Annotated in this window: 20 protein-coding genes, 2 tRNA genes, 1 other RNA gene and 4 pseudogenes; 14 read left to right on the top strand and 13 right to left on the bottom strand. The window is 71.3% G+C overall.

Translation table 11 applies throughout. From position 1 onward, the window contains the following. Positions 1-574, top strand: a pseudogene (locus tag DKT69_RS15030) (DUF6114 domain-containing protein); the annotation flags it as partial. A 53-nt stretch (positions 575-627) separates the two neighbouring features. Here DKT69_RS15030 and DKT69_RS15025 read toward each other — a convergent pair. Next, complete coding sequence (locus DKT69_RS15025) at positions 628-2,298, bottom strand: DUF885 domain-containing protein (RefSeq protein WP_109802175.1); 1,671 nt, start codon at positions 2,296-2,298, stop codon at positions 628-630. Between the two features lie 176 nt (positions 2,299-2,474). On the opposite strand from DKT69_RS15025, the gene DKT69_RS15020 reads away from it, so the two are divergent. Next, a complete protein-coding gene (locus tag DKT69_RS15020; protein WP_109802174.1) occupies positions 2,475-4,193 on the top strand; it encodes an IS1182 family transposase in 1,719 nt (572 codons plus the stop codon). Between the two features lie 114 nt (positions 4,194-4,307). Then, a pseudogene (locus tag DKT69_RS15015) lies at positions 4,308-5,437 on the top strand (DMT family transporter); the annotation flags it as partial. On the opposite strand, the gene DKT69_RS15010 reads toward DKT69_RS15015, so the two are convergent. Together DKT69_RS15010 and DKT69_RS15005 are read right to left on the bottom strand one after the other, a co-directional pair. Further along, on the bottom strand, positions 5,320-6,390 hold the full coding sequence (locus tag DKT69_RS15010) for a PHP domain-containing protein (RefSeq protein ID WP_109802173.1): 1,071 nt from the start codon (positions 6,388-6,390) through the stop codon (positions 5,320-5,322). The pseudogene DKT69_RS15015 and the gene DKT69_RS15010 sit on opposite strands and share 118 nt — an antisense overlap. A 69-nt stretch (positions 6,391-6,459) precedes the next feature. Beyond that, positions 6,460-7,215, bottom strand: a complete 756-nt coding sequence (locus DKT69_RS15005) for a M23 family metallopeptidase (protein ID WP_109802172.1) — start codon at positions 7,213-7,215, stop codon at positions 6,460-6,462. A gap of 121 nt (positions 7,216-7,336) precedes the next feature. On the opposite strand from DKT69_RS15005, the gene DKT69_RS15000 reads away from it, so the two are divergent. The 4 genes from DKT69_RS15000 to DKT69_RS14990 all read left to right on the top strand — a co-directional run bounded on the left by DKT69_RS15000 (position 7,337) and on the right by DKT69_RS14990 (position 9,240). Beyond that, positions 7,337-7,729 (top strand): hypothetical protein, encoded by a 393-nt coding sequence (locus DKT69_RS15000; protein WP_236647929.1) that lies wholly within the window; start codon positions 7,337-7,339, stop codon positions 7,727-7,729. A 73-nt stretch (positions 7,730-7,802) separates the two neighbouring features. Then, entirely contained in the window at positions 7,803-7,970 is a 168-nt protein-coding gene (locus DKT69_RS38990) for a hypothetical protein (RefSeq protein WP_165439858.1), read from the top strand. A 120-nt stretch (positions 7,971-8,090) separates the two neighbouring features. After that, entirely contained in the window at positions 8,091-8,609 is a 519-nt protein-coding gene (locus tag DKT69_RS14995) for a tRNA adenosine deaminase-associated protein (protein WP_109802171.1), read from the top strand. Between the two features lie 178 nt (positions 8,610-8,787). After that, positions 8,788-9,240 carry a nucleoside deaminase gene (locus tag DKT69_RS14990; RefSeq protein WP_201749677.1) on the top strand — a complete coding sequence of 151 codons (453 nt, stop codon included), beginning with the start codon at positions 8,788-8,790 and terminating at the stop codon, positions 9,238-9,240. A 22-nt stretch (positions 9,241-9,262) separates the two neighbouring features. On the opposite strand, the gene DKT69_RS14985 is transcribed toward DKT69_RS14990, so the two are convergent. The 3 genes from DKT69_RS14985 to deoD all read right to left on the bottom strand — a co-directional run bounded on the left by DKT69_RS14985 (position 9,263) and on the right by deoD (position 11,177). After that, on the bottom strand, positions 9,263-9,730 hold the full coding sequence (locus DKT69_RS14985; RefSeq protein WP_109802169.1) for an acyl-CoA thioesterase: 468 nt from the start codon (positions 9,728-9,730) through the stop codon (positions 9,263-9,265). Further along, positions 9,727-10,365 (bottom strand): TetR/AcrR family transcriptional regulator, encoded by a 639-nt coding sequence (locus DKT69_RS14980; protein WP_109802168.1) that lies wholly within the window; start codon positions 10,363-10,365, stop codon positions 9,727-9,729. Before DKT69_RS14980 ends, DKT69_RS14985 begins: the two co-directional genes overlap by 4 nt. Positions 10,366-10,469: 104 nt before the next feature. Continuing rightward, positions 10,470-11,177, bottom strand: coding sequence for a purine-nucleoside phosphorylase (gene deoD, locus DKT69_RS14975; protein ID WP_109802167.1), 708 nt, complete (start codon positions 11,175-11,177; stop codon positions 10,470-10,472). Positions 11,178-11,252: 75 nt separating this feature from the next. Here deoD and DKT69_RS14970 point away from each other — a divergent pair. After that, a tRNA-Ser gene (locus tag DKT69_RS14970) sits at positions 11,253-11,339 on the top strand. An 86-nt stretch (positions 11,340-11,425) separates the two neighbouring features. Here the strand turns inward: DKT69_RS14970 and DKT69_RS14965 are convergent. Next, a pseudogene (locus tag DKT69_RS14965) lies at positions 11,426-11,770 on the bottom strand (tyrosine-type recombinase/integrase); the annotation flags it as partial. Positions 11,771-12,152: 382 nt separating this feature from the next. Here DKT69_RS14965 and DKT69_RS38325 point away from each other — a divergent pair. The 3 genes from DKT69_RS38325 to DKT69_RS14950 all read left to right on the top strand — a co-directional run bounded on the left by DKT69_RS38325 (position 12,153) and on the right by DKT69_RS14950 (position 13,933). Further along, the gene (locus DKT69_RS38325) at positions 12,153-12,476 is read left to right on the top strand and encodes a hypothetical protein (protein WP_161557843.1); all 324 of its coding nucleotides are present in this window, start codon (positions 12,153-12,155) and stop codon (positions 12,474-12,476) included. 164 nt (positions 12,477-12,640) lie between these two features. Next, the gene (locus tag DKT69_RS14955; protein ID WP_109802166.1) at positions 12,641-13,135 is read left to right on the top strand and encodes a GNAT family N-acetyltransferase; all 495 of its coding nucleotides are present in this window, start codon (positions 12,641-12,643) and stop codon (positions 13,133-13,135) included. A 267-nt stretch (positions 13,136-13,402) separates the two neighbouring features. Then, complete coding sequence (locus tag DKT69_RS14950; protein WP_109802176.1) at positions 13,403-13,933, top strand: GNAT family N-acetyltransferase; 531 nt, start codon at positions 13,403-13,405, stop codon at positions 13,931-13,933. 211 nt (positions 13,934-14,144) lie between these two features. Here the strand turns inward: DKT69_RS14950 and DKT69_RS14945 are convergent, their stop codons facing one another. Both DKT69_RS14945 and DKT69_RS14940 read right to left on the bottom strand, forming a co-directional pair. Continuing rightward, positions 14,145-14,420: a hypothetical protein gene (locus DKT69_RS14945; protein WP_146231087.1), complete on the bottom strand. Its 276-nt coding sequence runs from the start codon at positions 14,418-14,420 to the stop codon at positions 14,145-14,147. Between the two features lie 19 nt (positions 14,421-14,439). After that, positions 14,440-14,829: a transposase gene (locus DKT69_RS14940; protein ID WP_161557842.1), complete on the bottom strand. Its 390-nt coding sequence runs from the start codon at positions 14,827-14,829 to the stop codon at positions 14,440-14,442. On the opposite strand from DKT69_RS14940, the gene DKT69_RS38985 reads away from it, so the two are divergent. Beyond that, a complete protein-coding gene (locus tag DKT69_RS38985) occupies positions 14,758-14,937 on the top strand; it encodes a hypothetical protein (RefSeq protein ID WP_201749678.1) in 180 nt (59 codons plus the stop codon). The genes DKT69_RS14940 and DKT69_RS38985 overlap by 72 nt on opposite strands. Positions 14,938-14,954: 17 nt before the next feature. Here the strand turns inward: DKT69_RS38985 and DKT69_RS41625 are convergent. The 4 genes and pseudogenes from DKT69_RS41625 to DKT69_RS14925 form a co-directional block, all read right to left on the bottom strand. After that, positions 14,955-15,053: pseudogene (locus DKT69_RS41625) on the bottom strand (DUF8847 domain-containing protein); the annotation flags it as partial. A 187-nt stretch (positions 15,054-15,240) separates the two neighbouring features. Beyond that, entirely contained in the window at positions 15,241-15,735 is a 495-nt protein-coding gene (locus DKT69_RS14935; RefSeq protein ID WP_375373592.1) for a hypothetical protein, read from the bottom strand. A gap of 32 nt (positions 15,736-15,767) precedes the next feature. Further along, positions 15,768-16,382, bottom strand: a complete 615-nt coding sequence (locus DKT69_RS14930; RefSeq protein WP_109802162.1) for a hypothetical protein — start codon at positions 16,380-16,382, stop codon at positions 15,768-15,770. Positions 16,383-16,712: 330 nt separating this feature from the next. Further along, positions 16,713-16,797, bottom strand: a tRNA-Ser gene (locus DKT69_RS14925). Positions 16,798-16,878: 81 nt separating this feature from the next. Here DKT69_RS14925 and ffs point away from each other — a divergent pair. Both ffs and DKT69_RS14915 read left to right on the top strand, forming a co-directional pair. Next, an RNA gene (gene ffs / locus DKT69_RS14920) (signal recognition particle sRNA small type) lies at positions 16,879-16,968 on the top strand. A 108-nt stretch (positions 16,969-17,076) separates the two neighbouring features. Continuing rightward, on the top strand, positions 17,077-18,315 hold a 1,239-nt coding region (locus DKT69_RS14915; protein WP_146231086.1), incomplete at its 3' end, for a DNA polymerase III subunit gamma and tau.

Genomic DNA, 18,315 nt, shown 5'->3' with positions numbered 1-18,315 from the left:
CCCCACCCCGAGCGTCGGGACGGCCGGGCCGACCGCCGCGCCGACGCCGACCGCCACCGCGCCGCGAGGCACCTGCCCCGCCGGGAAGCCCGCCCAGCCCGGCACACCCCAGCCCGGCAAGCTGCTGCCGAAGATCGCTCCCGAGCCGGGGCAGCCGAAGGTGGCCCGACAGCCGTCGAAACTGACCGGTTCGAAGGTCACCATGAAGGGGCTGCGGTTCGAGGGGATCGTCGACCTGCCCACCTCGGGCGGGACGCTGAAGGCGTTGAAGTTCGGCATGGCCGAGGCGGTGACCGACGACTTCAAGCTGGTGGCGGACGGGCCGGCGGGCCGCAACCAGCAGTACGTGACGGACCAGCTCACCGTGCGGGGCGACGTCGCGTTCTACGCCACCCGCTTCGTCGGTCGGCTCCTCGGTATCAAGATCACGCTGACCCCGGACCTGCCGTTCCCGGACGGCATCCCGGTCACCTCGCCGATCCCGGTCACCTTCACCGACCCGGTGATCGACCTGGCCTTCGTCGACTGCGACACGCTGACCGCCCGGCCCTCGCTGGCGCTCAGCCTCTCCTGACCTTCGTCCCACCACCGGTGACCGGGGGCGGGCACTCGCCCCCGGTCCGCCGATCAGAGCCGGGCCAGCGCCCGACGCAGCGGGTCGAGCCCGAGCGAGCCGAGGTCGAGCGCCTGCCGGTGGAACTCCTTGAGGTCGAAGTCGGCGCCCTTGCGGGCCTTCGCCTCCTCGCGGGCCTGCAGCCAGATCCGCTCACCCACCTTGTAGGAGGGGGCCTGCCCGGGCCAGCCCAGGTAGCGGTTCAGCTCGAAGCGCAGGTTCTCGTCCGGCACCCGGCAGTGCGCCCGCATGAACTCCCAGCCCAGCTCCGGCGTCCAGCGCTCACCGGGGTGGAAGCCGAACGGGTTGTCCCTCGGGATCTCCAGCTCCAGGTGCATGCCGATGTCCACGATCACCCGGGCGGCCCGGAACGCCTGCCCGTCCAGCATGCCGAGCTTGTCACCCGGGTCCTCCAGGTAGCCCAGGTCGTCCATCAGCCGCTCCGAGTAGAGCGCCCAGCCCTCGCCGTGCCCGGAGACCCAGCAGAGCAGCCGCTGCCAGCGGTTGAGCAGCTCCGCCCGGACGGCGGTCTGCGCGACCTGGAGGTGGTGACCCGGCACGCCCTCGTGGTAGACGGTGGTCACCTCCCGCCAGGTGGAGAAGTCGGTGATGCCCTGCGGCACCGCCCACCACATCCGCCCCGGACGGGAGAAGTCCTCGCTCGGGCCGGTGTAGTAGATCGCGCCGTCGCTGGTCGGCGCGAGGCAGCACTCGATCCGGCGGACCTGCTCGGGGATGTCGAAGTGGGTGCCGTGCAGCTCGCTGATCGCCTTGTCGGCGAGCGCCTGCATCCAATCCCGGAACGCCTCCTTGCCCTGGATGGTCCGGGCCGGGTCGGCGTCCAGCGCCCGCACGGCATCATCGACAGTGGCACCGGGACCCGCGATGCGACCAGCCACGGTTCGCATCTCGCCCTCCAGCCGGGCCAGCTCCGCGAAGCCCCAGGCGTACGTCTCGTCCAGGTCGACCTTCGCGCCGAGGAAGTACTGCGAGGCCAGCTCGTACCGCTCGCGGCCGGCGGCCTGCTTCTCCCGCCCCTGCGGGGCCAGCTCGGCCCGGAGGAACTCGCCGAACTGAGCGGTCGCCGCGGTGGCTGCCGCGGCGCCCTTGCGCAGCTCGGCGCCGAGCGTGCCGTCCGCGCCCAGCCGCTCGACCAGGCCGTGGAAAAAGTTGTCGCCGGCCGGGTCGGTCCAGACGTCGCACTGCTTGGCGACCTCGACCAGCTGCACCCGGGAGCTGACCCGCCCGGCGGCGGCCGCCTCGCGCAGGGTCGTCTTGTAGCCCTCCAGCGCGCCGGCGAACCGGTTGAGCCGGGCGGCGACGTTCGCCTTGGCGTCGTCGCCCTCGGTCGGCATCAGGTCGAACACCATGCGGATCTCGTGCAGCCCGCTGGCGATCACGTTGACCTCGCTGGTGGTCTCGCCCGCCTCGTGCCGGGCGAGCTCCAGACCGAGGCGCTCCTGCATCGCCTCCTTGGCGGTCCGCTCCGCCTCCGAGTCCGGTTCGGTCACGTCGAGGTCGGCCAGGGTGCGCCGGGTCAGCTCGGCGCGGGCCGCGTACCCGTCGGGCGACAGGTCGTCGAGCTGGTCGTCGTAGCCGGCGATGCCGACGTAGGTGGCGCCGGTCGGGCTGAGCGGGGCCCAGTCGGTCACGTACCGGTTGGCGAGGTCATCGATTCGTCCCACGGTGCGACCCTACGTGACCCTGGTGCCCTCGTGTCGACTGTGTTTGTCGTGTTCAGGGACCCTGTTGCCGAATTCATGACACGCCGTTGCGGGTTCGTGCTGGCTGCTGGTCTGTCCTAAATGATCTATGTTGCGGTCGGCCTACCCTTGCCTCACGGCCGCAGGACGGATGACTGATGTCGATGCAACCGCGCCCGCTTGGGCAGGTCCCGGAGCAGACGATGCTGGTGGCCAGGGCGGCGTTTCCCAAGGGCAGCCTGCCGATGAGCGTGCGTGACCAGCTGGGTGAGGTGTTCTGCGACGAGCGGTTCGCGGCCGCGTTCGGCGTGCGGGGCGCACCGGCGACCTCGCCGGGCGTCCTCGCGCTGGTCACGGCGTTGCAGTACGCCGAAGGGCTGACCGACCGGCAGGCCGCGCAGATGGTGGTCCGGGCCATCGACTGGAAGTACTGCCTGGGGCTGGAGTTGACCGATACCGGGTTCGACTACACGGTGTTGAGCAAATTCCGGGCCCGCCTGGTCGAGCATGGCCTGGAACGCGTCGCGTTCGACCTGCTGCTTGCGGCGTTGACGGAGAAGGGTCTGGTCGGTGCCGGTGGCAAGGCGCGCACCGACTCCACCCATGTGATCTCGGCGGTGCGTGACCTCAACCGCCTGGAGCTGGCTGGGGAATCGGTCCGTGCCGCGCTGGAGGTCTTGGCGGTGGCGGCCCCGGCTTGGCTGGCCACGGTGATCGATATCGGCGAGTGGGCGCAGCGCTACGGCGCCCGCGTGGACTCCTGGCGGCTGCCGTCCTCGCAGGCCAAACGGGATCGGCTGGCGCAGGTCTACGGCACCGACGCGGCCAGGCTGCTGCGCGCGGTCTGGTCGCCGACCGCGCCGGCGTGGCTGGCGCAGCTGCCCGCGATCGAGACGCTGCGCCAGGTGCTGGTGCAGAACTACCACATCGGCGTCGACGCCCGAGGACGGGAGGTGATCAAGCAGCGGCAGGCCGACGACGAGGGTCTGCCGCCGGCCAGAACGAGGATCACCAGCCCGTACGACCTGGACACCCGGTGGGCGGCCAAAGGCGACGACCTGTTCTGGAACGGCTACAAGGTCCACCTCACCGAAACCTGCCACGCCGGCGACGACCCGCCCACCGACAACACCACCGCCACCCCAGCCGCACCGAATCTGATCATCAACGTGGCGACCACCGAAGCGACCGTGCCCGACGTGAAGGCCACCACCGGCATCCACGCCGACCTGGCCGAGCACGGTCTGCTACCCGACGAGCACTACCTCGACGCCGGCTACCCGTCCGCTGAGACGATCACCACCGCACTCGACACCTACAGAGTTCAGATGATCACGCCCGCCTCGCGCGACACCTCCCCGCAGGCCCGCGCAGGTCTCGGGTTCGCCAAGAACGCCTTCACCATCGACTGGGCCCTGCGGCAGGTCACCTGCCCACAGGGCAACACCAGCCTCAACTGGACCCCGGCCAGCCAACGCGACACCGAGGTGATCGTGGTCAAGTTCGGTTCCGACGCCTGCGACCCCTGCCCCGCCAGGACACAGTGCACCACCTCCCAGCGCGGCCGGCGCCAGCTCACGCTACGACCCCAAGAACTCCACGAAGCCCTCGCCCGCAACCGCGCCCAGCAGGACAGCAAGGACTGGCAGCACACCTACGCCCTACGCGCCGGTGTCGAAGGCACCATCAGCCAAGCCATCGCGATCACCGGCATCCGCCACGCCCGCTACCGCGGCCTGCCCAAGACCCGCCTCCAACACGCGTTCACCGCCATCGCCCTCAACCTGATCAGGCTCGATGCCTGGTGGAACCGCCAGCCCCTCGACCGAACCCGGACCAGCCACCTCACCCGCCTCGACTACACCCTCGCCGCCTGAACGAATTCGGCAACAGGGTCTTCAGGGCGGTAGCTCGGGCCGGTCGCTGTGGCGGTGGACACGGCGTCCGAAAAGCGCGGGACTTCGTCGTACCCCTCGGGCAGAGTGTCAGGGGTGACCGCCGCTACCACTCCTGACCGCGCTGCCGTGCGCAGCTGGCTGCCCGGCTTCCTCGCGCTCGCCGCGATCTGGGGCTCGAGCTTCCTGTTCATCAAGGTCGGCATCGAGGAGCTGCACCCGCTGCACCTCACCCTCTACCGGGTCGCCACCGGGGCGGTGACCCTGCTGGTGGTGCTCGCCCTGCTGCGCGACCGGCTGCCCCGCGAGCCCCGGGTCTGGGCGCACCTGTTCGTGGTCGCCGCCTTCGGCGTGGCCGTCCCGTTCACCCTGTTCGGCTTCGGCGAGCAGCGGGTCGAGTCGATGCTCGCCGGCATCTGGAACGCCACCACGCCGCTGATCGTGCTGCCGCTCGCGGTGCTGGTCTTCCGCACCGAGCGGCTGACCGCCCGGCGCGCGGTCGGGCTCGGGCTGGGCTTCCTCGGCGTGCTGGTGGTGCTCGGCGTCTGGGAGGGCGTGGGCGGGGCGCACTTCACCGGCCAGCTCATGTGCCTCGGTGCGGCCGCCTGCTACGGCGTCGCCATCCCGTACCAGAAGAAGTTCATCGCCGGCAGCTCGTACTCGGGCCTCTCGCTCTCCGCCGCTCAGCTGCTGGTCGCCGCGCTCCAGCTCGCCGTCGTCGCGCCGCTGGTGGCCGGGGCGCCGCCGGTGCCGACCGGGCTCCCCGTCGAGGTGGTGGCGAGCGTGCTGGCGCTCGGCGCGCTCGGCACCGGGCTGGCCTTCGTGATCAACCTGCGCAACATCCGGGCGGCCGGGGCGAGCACCGCCTCCACGGTGACCTACCTGATCCCGGTCTTCGCGGTGCTGGTCGGCGCGGTGGTGCTCGACGAGCGGCTGAACTGGCACCAGCCGGTCGGCGCGCTGATCGTGCTCGTCGGCGTGGCGGTGGCCCAGGGACTGCTGGGCCGCCGGAAGCCCACGCCCGTCAGCGCCGGTACGCCGGCCGTGCCCGCCGCCGAGCCGGCCGCCCGCCGCTGACCCTCCCGCCGACGGGAGGTCACCCGCCGGGTCAGCGGCGGCTGTGGGTCCACTTCACCAGGCGGTCGGCCTTCCAGGTGTTGACCACGCGGTCCGCCGGGACCCCGCACAGGGCCGCGCGCTCGCAGCCGAACCGCTGCCAGTCGAGCTGGCCGGGCGCGTGCGCGTCGGTGTTGATCGCGAACCGGCAGCCCGCCTCCAGGGCGCGGCGGATCAGGCGCTTCGGTGGGTCCTGCCGCTCCGGGCGGGAGTTGATCTCGACCGCGACGCCGCGCTCGGCGCAGGCGGCGAAGACCGCGTCCGCGTCGAAGTCGCTCTCGGAGCGGGTACGCGGTCGGTGCGCCCGGTCGCCCGGGCCCTGCACCCCGGCGGGCCGGGACGACACCATCCGCCCGGTGCAGTGGCCGAGGATGTCCAGGTGCGGGTTGGCGATCGCGGCCAGCATCCGGCGGGTCATCTTCGCCCGCTCGTCGTTCAGCCCGCTGTGCACCGAGCCGACCACCACGTCGAGGCGGGCCAGCAGCTCCTCCTCCTGGTCCAGCGAGCCGTCGGCGAGGATGTCCACCTCGATGCCGGTGAGGATGCGGAACCCCTTCGGCAGCGCGTCGTTGACCGCGGCCACCTGGTCGAGCTGCCGGCGCAGCCGGTCCGCGGTGAGGCCGCGGGCCACCTTCAGCCGGGGCGAGTGGTCGGTCAGCACCAGGTACTCGTGACCCAGCTCCACCGCCGCGAGCGCCATCTCCTCGATCGGTGACCCGCCGTCGGACCAGTCCGAGTGGGTGTGGCAGTCGCCGCGCAGCGCCTCCCGCAGCGCGCCGGCCGCGGCGTCCAGGTCGGTGCCCTCGGTGGCGACCAGCCGGCGCAGGTAGACCGGTTCCTCGCCGGCCAGCGACTCGGCCACGCAGCGGGCGGTGACGTCCCCGACCCCGGACAGCTCGGTGAGCGTGCCGGCGCGGGCGCGCTCGGCCACCTCCTGAGCGGGCAGCGCGGCCAGGGCCTTGGCCGCCGAGCGGAACGCCCGGACCCGGTAGGTGGCCTCGTTGGCCCGCTCCAGCAGGAACGCGATCCGGCGCAGGTCGGCGATGGGATCCCGGGCACTCATGCCCTGCAACCTACGCGCCCGCCCGAGACCACGCGGAAGTCCGACGGCGGATGTCGCGAGTGGACCGGATCAGCCGGCGCCGCTGGTCGTCGTCGGCGCCTTCGGGCAGCCGTGCTTCCGCTGCCACGCCACCACCTCGGCGGCCGGCGCGCGGTTGCCCCGCTTGCGCCACGAGTCCAGGTAGCGGGCCGGCCAGATCACCCCCCGGCGGATCCACCAGTCGTCGTGGCCCCGGCACGCGGGCGAGATGCCGAAGTGCAGGTGGCAGACGTTGTTCGCGTTGCCGGTGCGGCCCACCCGGCCCAGCTGCTGACCGGCGCGGACACGCGCCCCGGCGGTGACGCCGGCGGAGACCGCGCTCAGGTGCGAGCCGTAGTAGCGCACCCCGTCGTCGCCGAGCAGCGAGACCGAGAGGCCCCCGTTGTACGGCCCCAGCGGACCCCGCTCGTCGAACCGGTCCACCCGGCTCACCTCGAGGATCCGCCCGTCGGTGACGGCGACGACGGGTTCCCCGCAGTCGGCGAAGATGTCCGTCCCCGGGTAGGCGGAGTGCGTCGGGTGGTAGGCGACGTTGTCGGCGCGGACCGGGAAGACGTGCCGCAGCTCGGTGCGGGTCGGCGAGGGGGACGGCGACGGCACGCCGGGCGTCGGGGTGGGCGGCGCGGACTGCCCGGCGGTCGGGACGGCGCTCGGCCCGTCCCACACGTTGGTCGGCGTCGCGGTGGGACGGCTGCCGGCCGCGCAGCCGGCGGCGAGCGCCGGCGCGAGCAGCAGCAGGACCGGGTACGCCGAACGCGGGCGGCGTCCGATCGATCGCGAGCGCATCCGGCCATCCTGGCAGACCACTACCGTAGGGACGAACGCCGCGACCGCCGCCTCGCCGTCCGGTCGCGCTGGGTGACTACGCCGAGGACGGCGACTACGGTCCGTGAAGGGAGCAGGGGCGATGAACGGGTGGAACGCCGTACCCGGCGAGCCGCGTCCGGATGCCGGCCGCCCGCTGCCGCACACCCCCTCCGGGCTCTTCCCCTCCGGGCCGCCGGCCCGGCCCACCTGGCGGGAGCCGCACCCGGTCACCGGCGGCGGGGTGGCGGCCGGCGGCGCCACGGCGACGGTCTGGCTGCTCCTGTTCGGCCTGCTCGGCCGGGACGTACCCGGTTATGCCTGGTGGACCGTGATCGCCGGTGGGCTGGCCTGGCTGGCCGCCGCGGTGCTGGTGCGGTTCGGCGACCGCGGGGTCGCGACGGGGGTCGCGATCGTCACCGCCGGCGGGTGGAGCATCGCCGCGGCGGTCGTCGCGGTCCGCTGGGCGCAGAGCGGGGACTGGCCGCTCTGGTGACCTTCGGTGATGGTCCGGCTGCGCAGCGAACACCATCTTGACGTACGCGCTGTGACGGTGAACCCTCGGCGGTATGGCCTGGACCACCCCGCGGCTCGACCCTGAGCGGAGCCGCCGCCGCCTGCAACTCCTCGCCGAGTTGGCCGGTGCCCGCACGGTACGCCAGCGCGAACGGCCGCAGCGGGCCCGCACCGAGCGGTTGCGCCAGCTCATCGCCACCCGCAAGCGGATCGCCGGCTGATCCGACTTTCTCCAGGATTGACCGGCCCTTCGGGGCGTTGACCGGTCGCCTGCCGACCCGACCGGTTAACGTGCACGCGAGACGAGTCGGCGTGCTGCCGAGGGCCAATTTGGGGGGACCGTGTCGTACTTCGCCGCTGCCGCCGTACGCGTCGAGGGCGGCTGGACCGCCGACGAGGTGAGCCTGCGGGGCGCCACCGACATCGAGGAGGTCGCCGACCGGCTGCGCGACGTCGAGCCGGACGCGGACCTGTCCCTGCTCTTCGTCGAGGCGGACGACGCCTACCTGGTGATCCTGCGCCTAGACGAGGGGGAGGACCTGCGGGTCTTCGGCTCCGACTCGGCGTACGCCGAGGAGTCCCGGCTGGGTGCCCTGCTGGTCGGCGACCTGAAGACCTCGGTCACCGGCGACGAGCCGCGCGCGGCCGTCACCGGCGGGGACGAGGAGACCGACCAGCCCGCGGTGGACCCGGAGGCCGACCCGGTGGGTGACGCGGACATCCTCGCCGACCTGGGCATCCCCGCTCAGAAGCTGCTCGCCCTCTGCGCGCACGAGGGAATGCTGCCGGCCGACGTGACCGCGGAGATCTGCCAGGTGCTCGGCTGCGCGGACGAGATCGAGGAGCTGCGTGAGGTCTGACCCGTCCGGAGCGGTGCCGCCCGGCGGCGCCGAGCCGGCAGACGCCACCGACCCGGCGCTGGAGACACTCCGGCCGGGGCAGCCGACCCCGGGCGCGGTGGGCCGGGTCGGCCCGGGCGCGGACGAGGGGCTGGCCGACCCGGGCGAGGTGGGCCGCCGCCAGCGGCACGAGGTCTGGATGCGCCGGGCGCTGGAGGTCGCGGTCACCGACCCGGCCGACGGGGCGCCCGCCGACGACGTCGACGCCGTCGCGGACATCCCGGTCGGGGCGGTGGTCTACGGCCCGGACGGCGCCGAGCTGGCCATCGGCCGCAACGAGCGCGAGCTGACCGGGGACCCGACCGCGCACGCCGAGGTGCTGGCGCTGCGGCGGGCCGCCGAGCGGCTGGGACGCTGGCGGCTGGAGGGCTGCACCCTGGTGGTGACGCTGGAGCCGTGCACCATGTGCGCGGGCGCGATCGCCCTGGCTCGGATCTCCACGGTGGTCTTCGGGGCGTGGGAGCCCAAGACCGGGGCGGTCGGGTCGCTCTGGGACGTGCTGCGCGACCGTCGCGCGATTCACCGTCCGGAGGTGTACGGCGGGGTGCTGGAGACGGAGAACGCCGCCGTGCTCCGCGCCTTTTTCCGCTGACCGTCCCGCGCCCGTGTCCTGGTCAGGCGGGCACCGTGGCCGGACGCAGCAGGGTCGCGGCGACCGCCCGGGCGGCCGCTGTCCACGGGGTGGGGCGCAGGGTTGCCGGATCGAGCCGGACGATCGCCCGGGTGCCCTGCGCGTACAGGGTGTCGCCGTCGAGGGAGCGGAACTCGAAGGCGTACTGGGCGCTGCTGGTGCCGAAGTACTCGAGCCAGAAGTGCACGGCCACCGGCCCGGTGCCGGTGATCGGGGCCCGGTAGGTGATGGTGAACTCGCGTACCGCGTGGAACACGTCGGGAGCGCTGTGCTGCCCGCCCTGGAAGGAGACGCCGCGGTCGGCCCAGTACGGCGTCAGGGCCCGTTCCAGCAGCACCGCGTAACGGGCGTTGTGCAGGATGCCCATGGCGTCGAGGTCGTCGAAGTGCACCGTGACGTGCTCGACGTGGCCGAACTCGACGACGGGCTGGTCGACGATGGCGTGGCTCATGACAGGCCTTCCGGTAGCAGGGTCGGATCGGGGCACAGGGCCCGCAAGCGGTTCAGCAGGCCCTGGCGGGCGTGCCGGTAGGCGGCGTCCGGGTCCAGCAGCCGGGACCGCATCACCGCGCTGATCCCGAGCGCGTCGATCTCGTACGCCACCTGCTGGACGTCCACGTCGGCCGGGAGTTCACCGAGGGCGACCGCCTCGAGGACGAGGCGTTCGAGGAACGCGGTCCAGCGGCCGAATGCCTCGGCGAGCCGGTCCCGGACCGGGCCGGGTCGGGCGTTGTACTCGAACTCGGTGTTGGCGAAGAAGCAGCCGCCGGGGAGCACCCGTGCGGCGTAGAAGTCGATCCGGGCCTCGTGCAGCGCCCAGATTCGCCGTACGCCGCGCGGGGCGCGCAGGGCCGGGCCGATGATCCGTTCCTGCCACTGCTCCACCGCCCGGTCGACCGTGGCGAGTTGGAGCGCCTCCTTGGACCGCCAGTGGGCGAACAGGCCGGATTTGCTCACGCCGAGGGTGTCGGCGAGCTGCGCGAGGGAGAGCCCGTGCAGGCCGGCCTCGGTGGCCAGGCCCACCGCCGCGTCCAGCACGGCCGTGCGGGTGCGTTCGCCGCGGGCGAGGCGGCCGTCGAGGGTCATGCGGGCAGCGTAACCAGAAAAAGAACGACCGGTCGTATTTATTTTTGTGATCTGAAACGCAGCCGCCCCGCCACCAGAGGTGGCGGGGCGGCGAAGGGGAGGGGTCAGGCGATGGCGGTGTCCAGGGCGATCTCGACCATCTGGCTGAAGGTCTGCTCGCGCTCGGCGGAGGTGGTCTTCTCGCCGGTCTTGATGTGGTCGCTGACCGTCAGGATGGTCAGCGCCCGCGCCTTGAACCGAGCGGCGATCGTGTAGAGCGCCGCGGACTCCATCTCGACGGCCAGCACACCGTAGTCGGCGAGGGTGTCGTACAGGTCCGGCCGGTCGGTGTAGAAGGCGTCCGCCGCCAGGATCGGCCCGACGTGCATGGTGATGCCGCGCCGCTCGGCCACCTCGACCGAGGTACGCAGCAGCCCGAAGTCGGCCACCGGGGCGTAGTCGATCAGCCCGTCGAAGCGCATCCGGTTCATGTTCGAGTCGGTGGACGAGCCGATCGCGGCGACCACGTCCCGCAACTGGAGGTCCTCGCTGAGGGCGCCGCAGGAGCCGACCCGGATCAGGGTCTTCACCCCGTACTCGTTGATCAGTTCGTGGGCGTAGATGGAGGCGGAGGGCATGCCCATGCCGGAGCCCTGGACGGAGACCTCGACGCCGTTCCAGCGGCCGGTGAAGCCCAGCATGCCGCGGACCGTCGAGTAGCAGCGCGCGCCCTCGAGGTAGGTCTCCGCGATCCACTTGGCCCGCAGCGGGTCACCCGGCATCAGGACCCGCTCGGCGATCTCTCCCGGCTCAGCGCCGATGTGCGTACTCATGGCAAAGATCCTGCCAGGCCCGCCCCGCGGATACCGGTTCGGCGTCCACACCCGGGGTCCTGTACCCTCGTCGGCGGTGGCGTGTCCGAGTGGCCTAAGGAGCACGCCTCGAAAGCGTGTGAGGGTTTACGCCCTCCGCGGGTTCAAATCCCGCCGCCACCGCTCATGAAATGCGAGAACGCCCGGTCGGTCCGTGAGGACCCGCCGGGCGTTCCGCTTGTGGTCTCAGTTGTGGTCTCAGTTCGCGCTCAAGAGCCCAGTTTCGGGTCCTCTGTCGGGCTGTCCCACAGCAGTCCACCAACGCGCTGGGCGATGTCCCGACGCACCTGGGTGGTGAGGTGCTGGTACCGGGCCGCCATCGCCGAGTTCGACCAGCCCATGATGCCCGTCACCGCCCGCTCGGCCACGCCGAGGATCAGCAGCACCGTGGCGGCGGTGTGGCGGGCGTCGTGCAACCGGCCGTTCCGTAGGCCGGCGAGGCGAAGCAGCCGCTTCCACTCGTCGTAGTCCGTGCGCGGGTTGACCGGGCCGCCGGTCGGCGTGGCGAACAGCCAGTCGCTGCCTTCCCAGAGTTGGGCGGCGGTGGCGCGCTCCTGGTCCATCAGGATGGCTGGTACATCCACGACGTGACGACGGGCCAGGACTACCGGTCGCCGCGAGACCGAGGCGAGACCGCGGACTACGGATACGTGGGACGGCTTCCCCGACCGGACGGCAAGGGCACCTTCCTCTACCTGGCGGCCACCCACGCACAGGGCACACTCGGTGCCGCCCACTTCGTCGCTACCAACCTCGCAGAGCTGTACAAGGAGCTGAAGAACCGCCGGTTCTCGACGGTCATCGAGTGCGTCTATGACCCGAAGGACCGGCGGAAGATTCTGTCGACCGAGCGGCTGACACCGCTATACCGCCCCGACGGCCGAGGCCAACCGGTACCCGTTCGGCTCCGCTCAGAAGCAGGCAGCCCTCCTGCGGATGAAACACGCCGAGTTGGCGTTGAGGAACCAGCCAGGAGGCTTCTGGGTAGCTGCGGCAGATCCCACCGTCGTCACACACGCGATCACCGGGCAGATTCCGCTTGCGGCTGTCCGGCGGCTGGCAGTGCTGACCGATGGCGCCGCACGCCTGGTCACGATGTTCGACCTGCTCAACTGGCGAGGGGTGCTCGACGTCCTGGACGAGCACGGCCCGACTGAGCTGATCCGACGGGTCCGAGCGATCGAGGCAGCCGACCCGAACGGCACCAAGTGGCCCCGCAACAAAGGCAGCGATGACGCCACGGCGGTCTACGCGAACTGAGTCGGCCGGCCGCCGGCTGCCGGCGATGCCGGGCTCCAGTGGATGCGTTACGCATCTGTTCCAGTTGATGGGTGACAGTTGGTCGGCCGATAGAGCTTGGTCGTCACACTGCGTCACCGGATACTGCGTTGCCAGCTCCGCACACCTGCGGCACCCTTCCCGGCATGATCGAGACGCGTCTGCTTACCGAGGGCGATTGGAAGATGTGGCGGGAGCTGCGGCTCGCTGCGCTGGCAGAGGCGGCGTACGCGTTCGGTTCCCAACTGGCGGACTGGCAGGGCGACGGCGACCGTGAGGAACGCTGGCGCGGTCGGCTGGCCATCCCCGGCTCGTACAACGTACTGGCGATGCTCGACGGGCAGCCCGTCGGGATGGCCAGCGGGGTGCCGACCGATCAGGACGGCGTCGTCGAGCTGATCTCGATGTATGTGGCACCGGTGGGACGTGGCCGGAGCGTGGGCGACCACCTCGTGAGGGCGGTCGAGCAGTGGGCTCGGCAGGCGGGCGCGGGGACGCTGCGGCTGGCCGTGGTGAAGGGCAACAAGAACGCCTGGGCGCTCTACCAGCGGAACGGCTTCCGTGACACGGGTGAGCTAGGCGACCTCATGCCCGACGGCGTGCGTCGGGAGCACATCATGACCAAGAGTCTCGCGGGTTAGCGGTCGGCCGTCGATCGAGGGTCTCCGGCCAGGACTTCACAGTCGGTAGCCGCGGATCGGGGATCGCGTAACCCATCAAGCGGAGTCAACGTGTAAGGCTTCAATCGGAGTACGACAGCCGGCTGCCGACGATGTCGGTCTCAGGACGTCCGTGACAGATCAGTCTCGGGACGTGGGTGACACCTCCGGCTAGACGATCATGGCGTGCCCCGGCGCGCGGTCCATCCCGGCGAGGAAGGGGACATGCCCGGCCGGGACAATGGGCGGGTGAGCATCACCCGACTCATTACCTCGAAGGACGCGCCGGCCCTGGCCGAGCTGCTCCGCGTCAACCGTGAGTTCCTCGCGCCGTGGGACCCGCGCCGGAGCGACGACTACTTCACGGCAGACGGCCAACACGCCGTCATCCAAACCGATCTCCAGCAGCACGAGCAGGGATCGAAGCTGCCGCACGTCATCCTCGACGACTCCGGCTGCTTGGTCGGCCGCATCACCCTCAATGGCATAGTGCGCGGCCCGTTCCAGTCATGCTCCATGGGCTACTGGGTAAGCGCCAGCCACAATGGCCGAGGGTTCGCGACCAAGGCGGTGCGTGAGATCGTGCGGGTGGCCTTCGAGGACTTGGGGCTGCATCGGGTGCAGGCAGAGACCCTGCTGCACAACGTCAGATCGCAGCGGGTGCTGGAACGCAACGGGTTCGTGCAGTTCGGCATGGCGCCGGAGTACCTCAACATCGCCGGCCGGTGGCAGGATCACGCCATGTACCAGGTGGTGAAGTCGTCGTCCGCAACCGGCTGAACGTCATCGCCCCACCACGGGTGCGCTGAAGCCGCGCCGTGCGATCACGGTGCCGGTGTTCGCTGACACTTGCCGCGCCCGCCCTCGGCGCAGTGTCATGCAGGTCCTGATAGCGCCCTGTCACGCAGGTCCCGAGACCGGACAGCCGGCTGCCGGCGATGCCGGCGATGTGGACGCTCCTATTTCCGTCAAGTGGGGCGGGTTGCCCGGCTCAGGCGAGTCCGTAGAGCTGGTTGAGGTCGAGTAGGTGGTGACCGAGGACCGAGGAGGCATGTAGGTCGAGCACGAGGACCAGGAACACGTTGGGTGTCTCGCAGTCGGCCAGGACGTGTTGGTGTGCCCCGTCTGGCGACTGCCAGGCGTAGGTGACGCGGCCTTCGGAGAAGTCGTGCCCGTTGAAGTCGTCTTCGGGGATGGAGTCGAAGTAGGGCCAGAAGTCGAAGGGGGGTTCCTTGTCCGGGCCCACTCTTGTGGGGTGGGGTCCCATCGTTGCCTTGTACTCGTCCTCAGTCAGTAGCGGTGGCACCAGGCAAGGATGCCTGGTCCAGAGGTGGCGACGCGAGCAGGTGGAAGGTCTCACGTGCGATGTAGCGCTTGAGGCATCGCATGATCTCGGTCTTGGTCTTGCCCTCTGCGGTTCGGCGGGTGACGTAGTCCTTGGTGGGCTGGTGGCAGCGCATGCGGACGAGGGTGATGCGCCAGAGTGCGCGGTTGGCGTCGCGGTCGCCGCCACGGTGTAGGTGGTGGCGGTCGGTCCGTCCGGAGCTGGCAGGGATGGGGGCGACGCCGCAGAGCCGGGCGAAAGCCGCTTCGGAGTGCAAGCGGTGAGGGTTGTCGCCGGCGGTGACGAGGAGTTGCCCGGCGGTGTCGACGCCGACGCCAGGCAGCGCGACCAAATCCGGGGCGGCGGCGGTGACGAGGGCGGCCAGGTGGCTGTCGAGGTCGTCGATCTCGGCCTGAAGGGCGAGCCAGCGCCGGGCGAGGCTGCGCAGCGCGACTTATAGAAGCCAGCCTGAGGCAGCTTCACCATCGTCGGCGGGCTGCCGTCGGCGGTCACCTCCACTGGCATCAGTCTCCCGTCGACCGGTCCGCCCAAGAACCACGCCTCTACTGCCGCCATCAGGCCCCAATGAGTCGAAGACGCAGCGGGAGCAGCGCCAGCCAGCGGCCATAGTTCGGCGGGTCTTTTCTTTTTTGGGAGGGTTAGGAGGAGTGAGGATTTTCTAGCTCAAGGGCGCACTCTGGCCCCGACTGCTGCTCAATGTCGTCCGGGCGCTTCGTCGTCCACCGGCAGCCCGGCCAGTCCGTCAGCAGGGGCCGTAGCCCTCGTCGAAGAGGCGGCGCGCCCAGTCGGCGTACCCGGCGATGATCTTCCGGACGGTCGTCCCGTCGTGCAGGAAGAGGTACGCGCGGTCGCCGTTGCGGGCGAGCAGCCCGTCGAACCGGTACGTGCCCCGCGGCGCCCGCAGCGGGGTCGCCGACGGATAGCTGTCCCGCACCTCGCTCACCGGGGTGCCGACCGTGATGCCCTCGGGCGTGCTCATCGGGTCATCGAGCCAGAGCAGCACCAGCCGGTCGTCGAAGAAGACCGGGCTGACCGTGCCGTGCCCGGTGAGTGTGCGGCCGCAGGCGTCCTCGTCGGAACGCAGCACCCCGCGCCGGGTCAACTCCTCCTCGGTGGCGCCGAACTCGATGTCGCTCAGCCCGTCGAGACCGACCACCTCGGCGTCACCGACCGGCCGGGCCGGCACGTCCGGCCCCTGTGGACGGACGCCGCTGCCGGCGATCGAGGCGCCCGCCATCAAGGCGGCGATGAAGACGTATTGTCGCAGTTTCATGGAATCCCCCAGTCCCCAACGGGACCGGGGCGATCAGGTTGCTGGTGCCGGCCGGATTGCCGGAGTTCCCACTCCTCGGCCAGCTCGTCCCAGTAGTCGGCGGTGAGTCCGCGCCGGCCGTGCGCCAGCCAGCCGGTGGTGTCGCGTTCCAGGTGCAGGCCGAGTTCGGCGAACGGATCGATCCACGGTCCCGGCTCGGCGCCGAGCCGGGCGAGCGCCGCGTTGATCGGCCACTCGGCGCGCGGACGGTCGAGCGTGCCGTCGAAGTGCGGCCCCCAGCTCACCTCGCCGCCCAGCCACACCACCGACGACTGGTGACCCGGCCCGCCGGCGAACTCGGCCTCCAGGTACGCCACCGGCCCCTGCCGCGACCAGCGGGCCAGCAGCTCCGCCAGTCCGGGCGAGAGGACGAGCTGGAACGGCTGGGCCGGGGACGGCTCCGCGGTGGCGAAGTCCGGCAGCGCGCCGGTCAGCTCCTCGACCAGCTGCGGGGTGACCGGGAGCAGCGCGAAGTCCTGGCGGAGCGCGGCGAGCACCGCGTGGTCCAGGCCGACGGTCTGCTCGCGGAGCAGCTCGACGTCCGCCACGACCGCGCTGAGCTGGTAACTCATCCGATCCTCTCGGCGTCCACAGGCTGTGGATGGAACATGTGTACGACGCGCCACCGAGGCTGCTGCGGGTGCCGTACGTCGATCATCCCAATCCCCTCCGGGTCCGGAAAGGGGCCGAGCGCCGAACCCGGTGGACGTGGGAATGCGATTGCCTGCCCGATTCCTAACCGGCTAGCGCCGATCGCCCTGTTGATCACGCGTCGTCCGGTTCCGGCCGACGGCGACGTCGTGGAGTACTACGACGAGGCCTACTGGCAGAACGTGAACTGACGGCTCAGCCGTACGACGAAGGGCCGGCCCCGTGCGGGGCCGGCCCTTCGTGTCAGCGAGCGGAGGATACGAGATTCGAACTCGTGAGGGTGTAAACCCAACACGCTTTCCAAGCGTGCGCCCTAGGCCTCTAGGCGAATCCTCCGCGAGCAAGGATACAGGTCCCCGACGGCCCGGCCACCCCACCACCCCCTGAAGATCGACGCCGGGTCGGGTACGCTTGGCCTACCTCCCGTGCGGCGGTATCTCGTGAACCTCCCCAGGGCCGGAAGGCAGCAAGGATAAGCGAGCTCTGCCGGGTGCACGGGAGGCCTTTCTGTCTCCGGGTGCCGGTAACGTCCCTGCGGGGTCAGGTCCCGGGGTGGTGGGTGGTCACCCGCGCCTGACCGGCGCAGAATGGCTCGGTCGAGAGGAGGCGGGACGGGTGGCACTGGCCCTTTACCGCAAGTACCGGCCGCGCACCTTCGCCGAGGTCATCGGCCAGGAGCACGTCACCGAGCCGCTGTCCCAGGCGCTGCGCAGCGGCCGGCTCAACCACGCCTACCTCTTCTCCGGCCCGCGCGGCTGCGGCAAGACCTCCAGCGCCCGGATCCTGGCCCGCTCGCTCAACTGTGAGCAGGGCCCCACCCCGGAGCCGTGCGGCCAGTGTGAGTCCTGCCGCTCGCTGGCCACCGACGGCGCCGGCTCGATCGACGTCATCGAGATCGACGCGGCCAGCCACGGCGGCGTCGACGACGCGCGGGAACTGCGCGAGAAGGCCTTTTTCGCACCGGCTCGCAGCCGTTTCAAGATCTACGTCATCGACGAGGCGCACATGGTCTCGTCGGCCGGCTTCAACGCCCTGCTCAAGCTGGTCGAGGAGCCCCCGGAGTACGTCAAGTTCATCTTCGCCACCACCGAGCCCGAGAAGGTCCTCGGCACGATCAAGTCGCGGACCCACCACTACCCGTTCCGGCTGATCCCGCCGAAGGTGCTCCGGCCGTACCTCGAGCAGCTCTGCGAGGCCGAGGGCGTCACGGTGGATCCGGCGGTCTTCCCGCTGGTGGTGCGCGCCGGTGGCGGCAGCGCCCGGGACAGCCTCTCCGTGCTCGACCAGCTCATCGCCGGCGCCGGCCCGGAGGGGGTCAGCTACGCCCGGGCCGCCGCGCTGCTCGGCGTCACCGACTCGGCGCTGATCGACGAGATGTGCGACGCGCTCGCCGCCGGGGACGGCGCGGCCGCGTACGCCACCGTCGACCGGGTGGCCGAGGCCGGGCACGACCCGCGCCGGTTCGCCGCCGACCTCCTCGAACGGCTGCGCGACCTGATCGTGCTCCAGCAGGTGCCGGACGCCGCCGCCAAGGGCCTGATCGACGGCCCGTCGGACCAGATAGAGCGGATGACGGCCCAGGCCCAGCGGCTCGGCCCGGGCACCCTGTCCCGTTGCGCGGACATCGTGCACAACGGCCTGGTGGACATGCGTGGCACCACCGCGCCCCGGCTGCTGCTGGAGCTGATCTGCGCCCGGATGCTGCTGCCCGGGGCGGACGACTCCACCGGCGGGCTGCTCCAGCGCCTGGAGCGGATGGAGCGCCGGCTCACCCTGGGTGGCGGCGAACTGCCGTCGGCCGCCGCCGGGCCCGCCCCGGTCGCTCCCGCCGCTCCGGTACGCCCCGAGCCTCCC

This window comes from Micromonospora sicca, assembly GCF_003172935.1.
GTDB lineage: Bacteria > Actinomycetota > Actinomycetes > Mycobacteriales > Micromonosporaceae > Micromonospora > Micromonospora sicca.
This window is presented reverse-complemented; position numbering and strand designations above follow the sequence as displayed.

Coding starts and splice junctions, on each gene's coding strand:
- DKT69_RS14990 (WP_201749677.1), top strand. CDS start 8,788: ATGCGCCGGGCGCTGGAGGTCGCGGTCACCGACCCGGCCGACGGGGCG.
- DKT69_RS14955 (WP_109802166.1), top strand. CDS start 12,641: ATGATCGAGACGCGTCTGCTTACCGAGGGCGATTGGAAGATGTGGCGG.
- DKT69_RS14930 (WP_109802162.1), bottom strand. CDS start 16,382: ATGAGTTACCAGCTCAGCGCGGTCGTGGCGGACGTCGAGCTGCTCCGC.
- DKT69_RS15005 (WP_109802172.1), bottom strand. CDS start 7,215: ATGCGCTCGCGATCGATCGGACGCCGCCCGCGTTCGGCGTACCCGGTC.
- DKT69_RS15010 (WP_109802173.1), bottom strand. CDS start 6,390: ATGAGTGCCCGGGATCCCATCGCCGACCTGCGCCGGATCGCGTTCCTG.
- DKT69_RS15020 (WP_109802174.1), top strand. CDS start 2,475: ATGTCGATGCAACCGCGCCCGCTTGGGCAGGTCCCGGAGCAGACGATG.
- DKT69_RS14935 (WP_375373592.1), bottom strand. CDS start 15,735: ATGGCGGGCGCCTCGATCGCCGGCAGCGGCGTCCGTCCACAGGGGCCG.
- DKT69_RS38990 (WP_165439858.1), top strand. CDS start 7,803: ATGGCCTGGACCACCCCGCGGCTCGACCCTGAGCGGAGCCGCCGCCGC.
- DKT69_RS14945 (WP_146231087.1), bottom strand. CDS start 14,420: ATGGGACCCCACCCCACAAGAGTGGGCCCGGACAAGGAACCCCCCTTC.
- DKT69_RS14980 (WP_109802168.1), bottom strand. CDS start 10,365: ATGACCCTCGACGGCCGCCTCGCCCGCGGCGAACGCACCCGCACGGCC.
- DKT69_RS38325 (WP_161557843.1), top strand. CDS start 12,153: ATGAAACACGCCGAGTTGGCGTTGAGGAACCAGCCAGGAGGCTTCTGG.
- DKT69_RS15000 (WP_236647929.1), top strand. CDS start 7,337: ATGAACGGGTGGAACGCCGTACCCGGCGAGCCGCGTCCGGATGCCGGC.
- deoD (WP_109802167.1), bottom strand. CDS start 11,177: ATGAGTACGCACATCGGCGCTGAGCCGGGAGAGATCGCCGAGCGGGTC.
- DKT69_RS14985 (WP_109802169.1), bottom strand. CDS start 9,730: ATGAGCCACGCCATCGTCGACCAGCCCGTCGTCGAGTTCGGCCACGTC.